At 72.4% G+C, this 12,314-nt stretch carries 13 protein-coding genes; 4 read left to right on the top strand and 9 right to left on the bottom strand.

All coding sequences use genetic code 11. The features are described 5' to 3' along the window. Window positions 1-6 precede the first annotated feature (6 nt). The 4 genes from ACZ4M3_RS20600 to ACZ4M3_RS20585 all read right to left on the bottom strand — a co-directional run bounded on the left by ACZ4M3_RS20600 (window position 7) and on the right by ACZ4M3_RS20585 (window position 4,282). Window positions 7-975 carry a cytochrome c oxidase assembly protein gene (locus tag ACZ4M3_RS20600; RefSeq protein WP_467734574.1) on the bottom strand — a complete coding sequence of 323 codons (969 nt, stop codon included), beginning with the start codon at window positions 973-975 and terminating at the stop codon, window positions 7-9. Between the two features lie 92 nt (window positions 976-1,067). Beyond that, window positions 1,068-2,096, bottom strand: coding sequence for a 6-phosphofructokinase (locus ACZ4M3_RS20595; protein ID WP_467734572.1), 1,029 nt, complete (start codon window positions 2,094-2,096; stop codon window positions 1,068-1,070). 190 nt (window positions 2,097-2,286) lie between these two features. Continuing rightward, the gene (locus ACZ4M3_RS20590) at window positions 2,287-3,015 is read right to left on the bottom strand and encodes a type 1 glutamine amidotransferase (RefSeq protein WP_361137584.1); all 729 of its coding nucleotides are present in this window, start codon (window positions 3,013-3,015) and stop codon (window positions 2,287-2,289) included. 28 nt (window positions 3,016-3,043) lie between these two features. After that, the gene (locus ACZ4M3_RS20585; RefSeq protein WP_467734570.1) at window positions 3,044-4,282 is read right to left on the bottom strand and encodes a MurT ligase domain-containing protein; all 1,239 of its coding nucleotides are present in this window, start codon (window positions 4,280-4,282) and stop codon (window positions 3,044-3,046) included. Window positions 4,283-4,405: 123 nt separating this feature from the next. On the opposite strand from ACZ4M3_RS20585, the gene def reads away from it, so the two are divergent. Then, a complete protein-coding gene (gene def / locus ACZ4M3_RS20580; protein WP_467734568.1) occupies window positions 4,406-4,978 on the top strand; it encodes a peptide deformylase in 573 nt (190 codons plus the stop codon). A 17-nt stretch (window positions 4,979-4,995) separates the two neighbouring features. Here def and ACZ4M3_RS20575 read toward each other — a convergent pair whose 3' ends face one another. After that, entirely contained in the window at window positions 4,996-5,640 is a 645-nt protein-coding gene (locus ACZ4M3_RS20575) for a TetR/AcrR family transcriptional regulator (protein ID WP_467734566.1), read from the bottom strand. A gap of 213 nt (window positions 5,641-5,853) precedes the next feature. Here ACZ4M3_RS20575 and ACZ4M3_RS20570 point away from each other — a divergent pair, with 213 nt between their 5' ends. Beyond that, complete coding sequence (locus ACZ4M3_RS20570) at window positions 5,854-7,083, top strand: acyl-CoA dehydrogenase family protein (RefSeq protein ID WP_467734564.1); 1,230 nt, start codon at window positions 5,854-5,856, stop codon at window positions 7,081-7,083. 52 nt (window positions 7,084-7,135) lie between these two features. Here the strand turns inward: ACZ4M3_RS20570 and ACZ4M3_RS20565 are convergent, their stop codons facing one another. Both ACZ4M3_RS20565 and ACZ4M3_RS20560 read right to left on the bottom strand, forming a co-directional pair. Next, window positions 7,136-7,702 carry a hypothetical protein gene (locus ACZ4M3_RS20565; RefSeq protein ID WP_467734563.1) on the bottom strand — a complete coding sequence of 189 codons (567 nt, stop codon included), beginning with the start codon at window positions 7,700-7,702 and terminating at the stop codon, window positions 7,136-7,138. A gap of 66 nt (window positions 7,703-7,768) precedes the next feature. Beyond that, window positions 7,769-8,206 (bottom strand): SRPBCC family protein, encoded by a 438-nt coding sequence (locus ACZ4M3_RS20560; RefSeq protein ID WP_467734561.1) that lies wholly within the window; start codon window positions 8,204-8,206, stop codon window positions 7,769-7,771. Window positions 8,207-8,361: 155 nt separating this feature from the next. Between ACZ4M3_RS20560 and ACZ4M3_RS20555 the strand changes: the two genes are divergently transcribed. Further along, the gene (locus ACZ4M3_RS20555) at window positions 8,362-8,547 is read left to right on the top strand and encodes a DUF5999 family protein (RefSeq protein WP_136211506.1); all 186 of its coding nucleotides are present in this window, start codon (window positions 8,362-8,364) and stop codon (window positions 8,545-8,547) included. A 159-nt stretch (window positions 8,548-8,706) separates the two neighbouring features. Here the strand turns inward: ACZ4M3_RS20555 and ACZ4M3_RS20550 are convergent, their stop codons facing one another. Further along, complete coding sequence (locus ACZ4M3_RS20550; RefSeq protein WP_467734559.1) at window positions 8,707-10,722, bottom strand: ATP-binding protein; 2,016 nt, start codon at window positions 10,720-10,722, stop codon at window positions 8,707-8,709. A 151-nt stretch (window positions 10,723-10,873) separates the two neighbouring features. Next, complete coding sequence (locus ACZ4M3_RS20545) at window positions 10,874-11,836, bottom strand: fibronectin type III domain-containing protein (protein ID WP_467734557.1); 963 nt, start codon at window positions 11,834-11,836, stop codon at window positions 10,874-10,876. Between the two features lie 192 nt (window positions 11,837-12,028). Here ACZ4M3_RS20545 and ACZ4M3_RS20540 point away from each other — a divergent pair, with 192 nt between their 5' ends. Continuing rightward, on the top strand, window positions 12,029-12,223 hold the full coding sequence (locus ACZ4M3_RS20540) for a hypothetical protein (RefSeq protein WP_467734555.1): 195 nt from the start codon (window positions 12,029-12,031) through the stop codon (window positions 12,221-12,223). Window positions 12,224-12,314: the final 91 nt, after the last annotated feature.

The following is a 12,314-nucleotide window of genomic DNA, read 5'->3' as shown; positions in this document are numbered from 1 at the left end:
GCCGCGCTACCGGCCACGCCCCTGGAGCGAGGCCAGGTACGAGTTGTACGCCTCCAGCTCCTGGTCGCCGTTGCGCTCCGCCGCCCGGTCCGAGCGCTTCGCGGCCCGCTGCTCCGAGCGGTACCACTGGTAGACGAGCGCGATCAGCACCAGCACCGAGGGGATCTCGCTGAACGCCCAGGCGATGCCGCCGCCCCACTGCTGGTCGAGGAGCGCGTCGACGCCCAGGGAGGCCGGGGGGTTCCGGTACGTCTTGATCATCGGCTCGCTCGCCATCATCAGCGCGATGCCGAAGAAGGCGTGGAACGGCATGCCGGCGAACAGCTCCAGCATCCGCATCACGTATCCGGGGCGGTGCGGGCCCGGGTCCACGCCCATGATCGGCCAGAAGAAGATCAGACCGACGGCCAGGAAGTGGACCATCATCCCGATGTGCCCGGCCCGGCTCTGCATCAGGGTGTCGAACAGCGGGGTGAAGTAGAGGCCGTAGAGGCTGGCGATGAACAGGGGAATCGTGAAGGCCGGGTGGGTGATCACCTTGAGGTAGCGGCTGTGCAGCAGCATCAGCAACACCTCGCGCGGCCCCTTGTCGCCCCGCGCGGCCGGCGGAAGCGCCCGCAGGGTCAGCGTGACCGGAGCGCCGAGCAGCAACAGGATCGGGGAGAGCATGCTGATCACCATGTGCTGCACCATGTGCACGCTGAACATGACCATGCCGTAGTCGTTCAGCTTGGTGCACATCATCAGGGCCACGGTCAGCACACCGGCGGTGAAGGAGACGGTCCGCCCCACCGGCCACGCGTCCCCGCGCCGCCGCAGCCGCGCCACGCCCCACACGTACAGGGCGAGCCCCAGCACCGAGCCGATCAGGAAGAAGGCGTCGAAGGAGAACTCCAGCCCGCGCCCGAGAGTGAACGGCGGCAGGTCCATGTCCATGTCCATATTCATGTCCATGCCGTGACCGCTGTGATCCATCTCTTCACTCCCTTGACTGTGGCGCTCCACCACAGTAGTGCCGCCCCCGGACGTCGAAGCGTCCGGGGGCGGCAGTCAGAAGGGGGGAAACATCACAGAACGGTCTCCGCCTCGGCGTAGCGCTCGGCCGGGACCGTCTTGAGGGTCCGCACGGCGTCGGCGAGCGGCACCATCACGATGTCGGTGCCGCGCAGCGCGGTCAGCATCCCGAACTCGCCGCGGTGCGCGGCCTCCACCGCGTGCCAGCCGAAGCGGGTGGCCAGGACGCGGTCGTACGCGGTCGGCGTGCCGCCGCGCTGCACGTGACCGAGGATCACCGGGCGGGCTTCCTTGCCGAGGCGGTCCTCGAGCTCGACGGCGAGCCGGTTGCCGATGCCGGCGAACCGCTCGTGGCCGTACATGTCGGTGCCGCCCGCCTCCAGTGCCATCGAGCTGCCCGCGGCGGGCTTGGCACCCTCGGCGACGACGACGATGGCGAACCGCTTGCCGGCCGAGAACCGCTCGCCGACGATCGCGGTCAGCTCGTCGATGTCGAAGGGGCGCTCCGGCACGACGATGGCGTGCGCGCCCGCAGCCATGCCCGAGTGGAGCGCGATCCAGCCGGTGTGCCGGCCCATGACCTCGACGACCATCACGCGCTGGTGCGATTCGGCGGTGGTCTTGAGCCGGTCCAGGGCCTCGGTGGCGACCCCGACGGCGGTGTCGAAACCGAAGGTCACGTCGGTCGAGGCGATGTCGTTGTCGATGGTCTTGGGGACCCCGACGATGGGCAGGCCGCCCTGGGACAGCAGGTTCGCCGCCTTCAGCGTGCCCTCTCCGCCGATCGGGATGATGGCGTCCAGACCGAGGTCGGCGAGGTGACCGCGGGCCCGCTCCACGCCGTCGCGCAGGTGCGCGGGCTGGACCCGGGAGGAGCCGAGGATGGTGCCGCCACGGGCCAGGATGCCGCTGACGGCGTCCAGGTCGAGCTTGCGGTAATCGCACTCCAGCAGGCCTCGCCAGCCGTCGTGGAAGCCGATCACCTCGTCCCCGTGGTCGACGACGGCGCGGTGCACGACGGAGCGGATGACGGCATTGAGGCCGGGGCAGTCGCCTCCGGAAGTGAGCACACCAATGCGCATGGCAGGAAGAACCTTTGCAACGTGGGCCGACGACCGGACCACGTCGTCCGGTTGGTACTGACAGCCAGCCTACAAGCGGATCCCCACTGGACTGCACCATCCTCCACATGCTGGTCACATCCGTGGTGCGAACGCACGTCGGCCCGGATCCACCGGGGGAATCCGGGCCGAACGGTGCGTGACGCGGACGTTACGCGGGCTGTGTGGCGGCCGCGATGCGCTCGTCGCGCAGCGCCTCGTACCAGCGGTCGTCCAGGCCCGGCAGCGCGTTCACATCGAGGGCCAGCTTCAGCAGCAGGTCCGCGATCTGCGGGTTGCGGGCCATCACGGGACCGTGCATGTAGGTGCCGAACACGGTGTCGTTGTACGCGCCTTCGGTGCCGTCGCCGGTGCCGTTGCCGCGGCCCAGCCGGGTGCGGGCGAAGGGCTTGGCCGTCGGGCCGAGGTGGGTCACGCCCTGGTGGTTCTCGAAGCCCGTCAGCGGGGGCAGGTTCAGCCGCGGGTCGATGTCGGCGAGCACGTCGCCGACGCACCGCTCGCCCTCGCCGCGCACGGTGACCACGTCCAGCAGGCCCAGGCCCTGCTGGCGCTCGCCCATGTCGTTGACGAACTCGTTGCCGAGGATCTGGTAACCGGCGCAGACCGAGAAGACGATCGCCCCGTTCGAGACGGCCCGCTCCAGGCCGCCGTCGCGCAGCAGGCGCTCCGCCGCCAGGCGCTGTGGCCGGTCCTCGCCGCCGCCGATCAGGTAGATGTCACCCGAGGTCGGGATGGGCTGGTCGCTGCGCACGTCCACGCGCTGCACGTCCAGGCCGCGCTGGCGCGCCCGGCGCTCCACCACGAGGGCGTTGCCCTGGTCTCCGTACGTGCTGAGCAGGTCGGGGTAGACCCACACCAGACGCAGGCTGTTGTCGCTCATGCTCTTGTGTCCTTAGAGGGTACGGGTACTAGTTGCCGACGCGGCGGCGCACGTCCTGGAAGGCGGTGTAGTTCGCGATCAGCTCGATCTGCCCGGGCGGGGCCAGCTGCACGGCCTCGTCGAGACTCTCGCAGACCCGGAAGTCCAGGCCCGCGACCTCCAGCCGGACCGCGAGGTCCAGCTTGCGGTCGCCGATCACGAAGATCGGGTGCCCGGCCAGGCGCGGGTAGTCCACGTCCCACAGCCAGGAGGTGTCCGTGCCGTCGGCGCCGCGCGCGTTGACGGACAGGATCACCGGCGTGGGCGGCGGGTCGATCAGCGAAAACGTTTCGAGCCAGCCCGCCGGGTTCTTGGCGAGCAGCAGCCGCAGCTCCCGGCCCTGGAAGGAGACCACGTCGTAGCGGCCGGCGACGGCCTGGACCTGGTACATCCGCTCCAGCGCGACCTGCGGCGGGACGCCGAACACGGCGGCCACGGCCGCCGAGGTCGCGGCGTTGGCCTTGTTGGCGCGGCCGGGCAGCTGGAGGTGGATCGGCCAGGCGCTGCCGTGCGGGTCCAGTACGTGGTCGCCGGAGAGCACCCAGCTGGGGGTGGGGCGGCGGAAGCCGCACTCGCCGCAGAACCAGTCGTCTCCCGGGCGCTGCATGACGCCACCGCAGGAGGGGCACGACCAGGCGTCGTCCTTCCACTCCTGGCCGGCCGCGACCCACACCACGTTCTGCGAGGAGGACGCGGACCACACGATCAGGGGGTCGTCGCAGTTGGCCACGATGACGGCCTTGGAGCCCTGGAGCCCCTCGCGCCACTTCTCGGCGAGCATGCGGGTCTCGGCGGCGCGGTCCAGCTGGTCGCGGGAGAGGTTGAGCAGGGCGATCACCTTGGGGGTGACGTCCCTGGCCACTCCGGCGAGGTACTTCTCGTCGACCTCGATGACGCCGTACTTGGCGTCCGAGCCGCCCGCCAGCGCGGAGGTGATGCCGGCCGGCATGTTCGCGCCGAGGGCGTTGGAGACCACCGGACCGCTGGCCCGCAGGGCCTCCGCGATCAGCCGGGTGGTCGTGGTCTTGCCGTTCGTCGCGGAGACGAGGACGACATCGAGATGCTGCGCCAGCGCGCCGAGAAGATCGGGGTCCAGCCTGAGTGCGACCTTGCCGCCGATCACCGATCCGCTTCCGCGTCCCGCGGCCCGCGACACCGCCGCCGCGGCCTTGCCCGCCGTCACGGCCAGCTTGGCCCGCGGCGAAAGCGGCTCCGTGTTGCCTGCCATCGTCCCTTGTCCTCCTAGCGTCGGTCGGCCCCAGCCTATCCAGTACCTGCCGGGGCCTTGACCGCGGCGCCCCAGGGGCGGCGCGGATCTGCTCATATCTTCGCCCGTCGTACGCTTACGGCCATGCGACAGCGCACCCTCCCCGGTACCACCGGACTCGTCCGCACCATGAGCCTGCTGGGCGATCCGGTGCTCCACTCGCCGTGCGCGGAGGTCACCGAGTTCGGTCCCGCCCTCGACCGGCTCATCGAGGACATGTTCGCGACGATGTACGCGGCCCAGGGCGTCGGCCTCGCCGCCAACCAGATCGGGGTCGGGCAGCGGGTGTTCGTCTACGACTGCCCCGACGACGAGGACGTCCGGCACGTCGGACACGTCGTCAACCCCCGCCTGGTGACCGCGGACGGTGACGCCTTCCGCGGCCCGGAGGGGTGTCTGTCGCTGCCCGGCCTGGAGGCCGGGACGGTCCGCTTCGACCACGCGGTGGTCGAGGGGGTCACCTCCGGCGGCGCGCCGGTCCGGATCTCGGGGACGGGGTTCTTCGCCCGCTGCCTCCAGCACGAGTGCGACCACCTGGAGGGCACGGTCTACGCGGACCGGGTCACCGGGCTGCGGGCCCGCCGGCTGCGCCGGGCGATCGGCAGGACGGCGTGGGGTGCGCGGGCACTCGTCGCGGAACCGGGCCCACAGGCCTGACGGGAGCCGGGCGGCGCTCAGAAGCCGGGCCCGCCCACGCGGTTGCCGGCCGTGGCCAGGCGCCCCCACAGGAGGTCGGTGAGCGCCGCCACCAACTCGGCGCGCTCGCAGGGTCGTTCCCCGAGCCACCAGTCGCCCGCCGCGTGCATCATGCCGACGATGCCGTGTCCCCATACCCGGGCCAGGCGTTCGCTGCCCGGGCCGAGGTCGACGCGTTCGCCGATGACCTGGGCCAGTTCCTCGCCGAGCCGGCGCAGCAGCGGGGCCGAGTGCAGGCCCACGTCGAAGCCGCGTTCGGCGGAGTGCGAGTCCTCCGCCGGGTGCATCAGGAACCGGTACACCTGCGGCCGCGCCTCGATGGCCGCGAGGTAGGTGTCGAGCGTGGACTCCACCCGGCTGCGGCGCTCGGCCGGCGCGTCCAGCGCGGCCCGCAGCGAGTCCAGCAGGGCGTCGGTGTGCCGGACGGCGAGCGCCTGGTAGAGGCCGGCCTTGTCGCCGAAGTGGCGGTAGAGGATGGGCTTGGTGATGCCCGCCTCCGCGGCGATGGCGTTCATCGAGGCCCTGGGCCCGTCCCTGAGTACGACGCGGTCGGCCGCTTCGAGCAGTTCCCGCCGCCGGCGCTCGGCGGCTCCCGGTTCCCCGGCCTGATGCGTGGTCTCCATGACGTGTTTCTCTCCCCGCCCTTGCGATGTGCGTGACGCCCACGCAACGTAACACCCCGCACACCCTGTCGATCGAATCGACGGCGGTCCCTGGCCGGTCCGTGCCTCGCTTGACAGTGCTTACTCGTCGGTAACAGACTGGGGCGCCGTGCCTGGTTACCGCAGGTAACGGCCTGCCGGTGACGGCGTGCACGCGAGACAGCTGGAGGGGACATGGCGGAGTTCACCATGGAGCTCAACGACGACCAGAAGCAGGTGCGTGACTGGATCCACGGGTTCGCCGCCGATGTGATCCGGCCCGCGGCCGCCGAATGGGACGAACGCGAAGAGACTCCGTGGCCCGTCATCCAGGAGGCGGCCAAGGTCGGCATCTACTCCCTCGACTTCTACGCCCAGCAGTTCTTCGACCCGACCGGCCTCGGCATCCCGATGGCGATGGAGGAACTCTTCTGGGGTGACGCCGGCATCGCCCTGTCGATCGTCGGCACCGGCCTCGCGGCCATCGGCGTCCTCGCCAACGGCACCGAGGAGCAGATCGGCACCTGGATCCCGCAGATGTACGGCGACGCGACCGACGTCAAGGTCGCCGCCTTCTGCTCCTCCGAGCCCGACGCCGGCTCCGACGTGGGGGCCATGCGTACCCGCGCCGTCTACGACGAGGCCAAGGACGAGTGGGTGCTGAACGGCACCAAGACCTGGGCGACCAACGGCGGCATCGCCAACGTCCACATCGTCGTCGCCGTGGTCGACCCCGAACTCGGGACGAAGGGCCACGCCTCCTTCATCGTGCCGCCGAACACCCACGGCCTGGCCCAGGGGCAGAAGTTCAAGAAGCACGGCATCCGTGCCTCGCACACCGCCGAGGTGGTGCTGGAGGACTGCCGGGTCCCCGGCTCCTGCCTGCTCGGCGGCAAGGACAAGCTGGACGAGCGCCTCGCGCGCGCCCGCGAGCGGGCCCGCGCGGGCGGCGGCGAGCGGCTGAAGAACGCGGCGATGGCCACCTTCGAGGCGTCCCGCCCGGCGGTGGGCGCGATGGCCGTCGGTACGGCGCGCGCCGCCTACGAGGTCGCGCTGGACTACGCCAGGACCCGTACCCAGTTCGGCCGTCCGATCATCGACAACCAGGGCGTCGCCTTCCAGCTCGCCGACATGCGGACGCAGATCGACGCGGCCCGGCTGCTGGTGTGGCGCGCTTCCTGGATGGCGGTCGCGGGCAAGCCGTTCACCTCGGCGGAAGGCTCGATGTCCAAGCTCTTCGCGAGCGAGGTCGCCAAGAAGGTGACGGCCCAGGCGGTCCAGATCCTCGGCGGCAACGGTTTCACCCGGGAGTACCCGGTGGAGCGCATGCACCGCGACAGTGCGATTTACACCATCTTCGAGGGCACGAGCGAGATCCAGCGCCTGGTGATCGCCCGCACGATCTCGCAGATGCCGATCCGTTAGTGCGGTCCGGCCGCCCCCGTCCCCCCTCATGGGGTACGGGGGCGGTCGGCGTTCAGCTCGTCACGGCGCCGATCACGATCAGCGCGACGATCGCCAGGGCGATCAGGGCCATCGGCGTCGCGATGATCAGCGCCGGGGGCCGCTGCCAGAGCGGCTTGCCCGGGTCGAGCGGCGGCCGGAAGCCGCCCACCGGCGGGGCGAGTTTGCGGAACGCCGCGCGCGGCACCAGGTTGACCAGCACCGTGAGCGGCGTGATGAACAGGGACGCCGGGCCCCACCAGCCCTGCCACAGGGTCTTCGACGACATCTCGCGCACGACGGAGGTGCCGCAGTCACGGCAGAAGGGGCCGTGCGTGCTCAGGAACCGCATCATCAGCACCATCCCCTGGTGGCCGCGCACGGTGCCGGGCGCGGCCGGCTGGGCTCCGCAGACGCGGCAGGCGTACCCGGCGTACTGGGGCTGCTGCGGGTGGGCCGGGTAGGCGTAGCCGTACGGAGCCCCCGGCGGCTGCTGCGCCGTCGCGTACGGGTTGTGCTGCGGGGCCGCGCCCTGCTGCGGCGGCGTGCTGTACGGGTTCTGCGGGGCGGCGCCCTGCTGCGGGGGTGGCGGAGTGGCCATGGCGGTCCCTCGGGAGACGTGACGTGATCACCGGGCGCGGTGATCACGGCACCCTAGCCCGACTTGTCAGGAACGCAGCAACCGGATGAGCGCGCGGCCGAACAGGAGCCGGCCGGCCGCCGCCACGACCGGGTCGAAGGGCCGCCCGAGCCCCCGTACCCGCAGCTCCTCGCGCCACTCGACCTCCGCGCCGGCCGGCTCCAGCGGCCGGACCTCGATCTCCGCCCAGCCCAGGACGACGCGCCCGCGCTTGACCAGCCGCACCAGCCCCGCCGAAGACGCCGTCGGGGGCCGCCAGACGGTGACTTCCATCGGGTCGTCGAAGGTGACCCTCCCCACTCCCGTACGCGCCGTGAAACGCGTTCCGGTACGCGTGGGCGGCGCCGTCTCGACGGTCGTCCGGGTGAGCGGGACCTGCGCCCCGTGGCGCGGCCAGTCCGTGAGCCTCAGCCAGGCCTCGGCCGCCGGGAGGGAGGTGCGGTGAACGATCCGGATCGGGGGCATGAGCGCATGGTAATCGGGCATACACACCCTGAACTCGACCGTCAATATGGGTTCCGTCCGGGGGCGGCGATCAGTAATACTCACCGCCACCGTGGATCGCGGATTCGACCGGGTGACCACCGGCCCTCCCGCCCCACACTGCGAGGAGGTGCGCCATGTGCTCCCACCAGCCCCCCTGCCCGTCCGCCGACAGCGCCGATCACGACGCTGCCCGCACCGTGGCCTTCCACCCGGAACAGGGATGGAGCCTGCTCTGCAACGGTCTGGTGGTGTTCGACGACACCGGGGAGCTGCTCCCCGACGGCCGCACGGTGGAACCCCGCCGACCGGCCCTGGTCTGAGCCAGGAGGCAGCATGCGCCAGCAGCTGATCCGCAAGCCCGTCCCCAAGCCCGCCCCCCGAGACCTGGACCTGCGCACCCCGTCGGGCAGGCCCCTCCCGTACTGACGGCAGCCCGCCCGCCGCCGGCCCGGGAGCCGGGGCCGGCGGCGGGCGCGCGCTCAGGCGGTGGCCGCTGCCGCGCCGCCCCGGAAGGCGCTCTCGTACGCCGCGTCGCCGATCGCCGCGCGGGCCTGCCGCTCGCCCTCGTCCCGCAGGGCCGTCAGGGACGGGGAGCCCATCTGCGGGCGCCCCACCGTGCGCCACCACGCGTGCCCGGTCCCGAGCAGGCGCGCCGCCAGTTCGCCGTCGCCCAGCCCCGCCACGGCCGCCGCGAGCAGGTCCAGGCCGAGCGCGATGCCGAAGCGGTCGCCCAGCAGCCGTTTGCCGGACAGCATGGCCCGGACGTGGCGGGCCGCCTCCCCGTGGTTGCCGACGCCCAGCGCCGCGACGGCCAGGATGTAGTCGGCGTAGGCCCGCAGCCAGCGCTCACCCAGCTCCGCACACGCCTCGCGCAGCCCCCGCGCCTCCTCGGCCGCCTCCTCGAACCGCCGCTCGTCGCACAGCGCGTAGCCGGAGGCCAACCGGCACAGCAGCCGGCCCGTCCCGTCCGGCCGGCCGCCGTGGGCCGCCCGCGCCCGGGGGCCCGCCAGCGCGAGCGCCCCGACCGGGTCGCCCGGCATCAGGACCGAGACGGCGCGCAGGTAGGCGGCGCGCAGCTCCGGTTCCGGGTCGCCGAGCCGGGCCGCTTCGCGGGCCGAGCGGCGGCCGAGTGCCGCGGCAGCCTCCATGTCACCCTGGACCAGGGCGGTCAGCCCGAGCGCCCACACCGCCTGGGCGTACGCAGGCCCGGAGCGCGGGCCGGCCGCGAGCGCCCGTTCCAGGAAGCCGCGGCCCTCGTGGACGTGGCCGCAGGCGAACCAGAAGAACCACAGCGCCCCGGCCATCTCCTGCGCCGCCGCCGGATCGGTGCGCAGCAGGTGCTCCAGGGCGGTCCGCAGCTGGGCGTGTTCGGCGGTCGTGCGGCGGTACCAGTCGACCTGCCCCGGCCCCATCCAGCCGCGTTCCGCCGCCCGGCACAGCGCCGCGTACCAGTGGGCGTGCCGGTCCGCGAGCGTGCGCACCTCCCCGAGCTCGGACAGCCAGTCGTGCCCGTACTCCCGGATCGTGTCCAGCATCCGGTAGCGGGTCCCCGCACCGCGCTCGTCGGTCCGCCGGACCACGGACTTCGCCACCAGTGCGGCCAGTACCCGCTCCACCCGGGCCGCGGGCAGCGGGCCGCCGGCGCAGACCGTCCGGGCGGCGGCCACGTCGAAGTCCCCGGTGAAGACCGACAGCCGGGCCCACAGCAACCGCTCCACCGGCTCGCACAGCTCGTGGCTCCAGCCGATCGCGGTCCGCAGGGTCTGGTGGCGCGGCAGCAGCGCCCGGGTGTCGGCCAGGACCTCGAACCGCGCGTCCAGCCGTCGCACCATCTGCTCCAGCGTCCACCGCCGCATCCGGGCGCCGGCCAGTTCCAGGGCGAGCGGGATCCCGTCGAGCCGGCGGCACACCTCGGCGGCCAGCAGTGCCCGTTCGGGATCCCGGAACGCGTCGGCGGCCTCGGGCAGCGCGGCGACGGCGCGGGCGCGGAATAGGGCGACGGCGTCGCTGTCCGGTTCCTCGTACGGCAGCGGGCGCACCTCGAAGACCATCTCGCGCGGGCTGCCCAGCGGTTCGCGCGAGGTGACGAGGACCGTCAGGCCGGGCGCCGACTGCAGGAGTTCACCGACGAGGTGGCGGCACGCGGGAATCAGGTGCTCACAGGTGTCCAGGACCAGGAGCAGTTCCTTGTCCGCCATCCACGCGCACAGTTCCTCGTCGAGGGGGCGTGCGGAGTGGTCCGCGAGCCCGACGGCGTGCGCCACGGTGGTGGTGAGCAGTGCGGGATCGCGCAGCGGTGACAGCTCGACCCACCAGGCCCCGTCGCGGCGGGGCCGGCCGGTGGAGGCGACACGGAGGGCGAGCCGGGACTTGCCGACACCGCCCACCCCGGTCAGGGTGACCAGTCGGCTCAGCTCCAACAGCTCCCGTAAATCCGTCAGTTCGCGCTCCCGGCCGACGAATCCCGCCGGCTCCGGCGGCAGGTTTCCGGGCACGCCGCGGGAGTCTGGCCCAGGGCCGTCACCTGCGGAGTGTGCCTGACTGTTGTTGACCGAGTACTCACCGAACACGGATGTATTGTGCGTGATCTTCTTTCGCGGTCGCGCCGTTCGCGTCGGAATCACCACCGGATCTCAAGTGGACCGTTCAGCCGGCGAGGACGATCCGCCGCTCGGGCGTGAAGGCGCCCCAGGTGCCGTCGGGCAGTCTGGCCCGCAGTTTCAGCGACCAGGGCGTCCCCGCCGGCTCGGTCACCGTCAGCCGGTGCTCCACCGTGCCGTGGGGAACGGCGCCGGCCCCGAACTGGATGACGGTGACGGGCTGTCCGTTGACGTAGAGCTGGTACTCGGAGGTCTCGTGCCCGGTGTCGGGAGGGGTCCAGGACAGGGTGACCGCACCCGGGGAAGGGGCCGCCGTGAAGCCGGAGGGCGCCGTGTCCGGCCCCTGCCCCGGGTCGGAGGCCGTGGTCACCTCGGCGACCGGGCCGTCCGGGGAGACGTTGTCGGCCCCGTCCCGGGCCCGGACGGTGAACTCGTAGCGCGTGCCGGGCTGGAGGCCGGTCAGGGCGGTGGCGGTCTCGTCCGGGCCGGTGGTGTGGATGCGGACCCCGCCCTGGTAGACGTCGTAGGCCGTCACCCCCGTGTCGTCGCTCGCCGGCGTCCAGGTCAGCCGGGCCGCCCGGGGACCGTCGGCGCGGCCGGTGGTGGCGGCCGGGGCGGTGGGGGCGCGACGGTCCTCCGGCCGCGCGGCCGGAGTGGTGACCCGGGCCGCCGCACTGAGGGCCGAGCGGTGTCCGGCGGCGTCCTTGGCCCGGACGGTGAAGGCGTAGGCGGTCAGCGGGCTGAGCCCGGTGACGTCCACCATCGTCTTGTCGACGGGCAGGTCCCGGATCAGCCGGTCCGCCTGGAACAGCTGGTACCCGGTCACCGGTGTGCCCCCCTCGGCCGCTTCCCACATCACGTGGACCGAAGTGGCGCTGCCGGCCCGGGCGGTGACGCCGACCGGGGCGGCCGGCGGCGATGCCCCGTCACCCGAGCAGCCGGCCAGGGCCAGGCAGAGGGAGAGTGCGGCGGTGGTCCGCCCCAGGGGGTGACGCGCGGGTTCTCGCACGGGGAGCGCCTTCCGCCGCAGGCCTCGTAAAGGTCTAGACATATATGGCACGGCCTGGCCGGGCCGGGCAAGTCCCGTGCGCCACCTGCCCGGGACGGGTCACGCACGGTCAACACCCGTACGGCGGACACCGGTTTCGCACGCCGGCCCCCTGCGCTGCGCCACCATGGCGGGCGCCCGAAGGAGGTTTCGATGGTGATTTCCCTCTCCGTGATCGTCCTGCTCCTCGTCCTCGCGTGGATCTTCCTGCGCGGCGGCGGCCTCAAGGTCTCCCACGCCCTCGTCTGTGTCCTGCTCGGCTTCTACCTCGCGAGCAGCAGCATCGCCGCGACCATCCACAGCGGTCTCGAAGCCACGGCGAGCGTCGTCTCCGGACTCAACCCCTGAACCGGGCACGGTGACCGTCTGTTGCGCGTTCGTGAATCATCCGGCTCCTCCATGGACTCCTCCCACGGTTCGGCCTAGCGTCTGGCGGCGG

Source organism: Streptomyces sp. NPDC026522 (assembly GCF_055567555.1).
The sequence above is the reverse complement of the archived record's forward strand: the minus strand, read 5'-3'. Positions and strand labels throughout refer to the sequence as shown.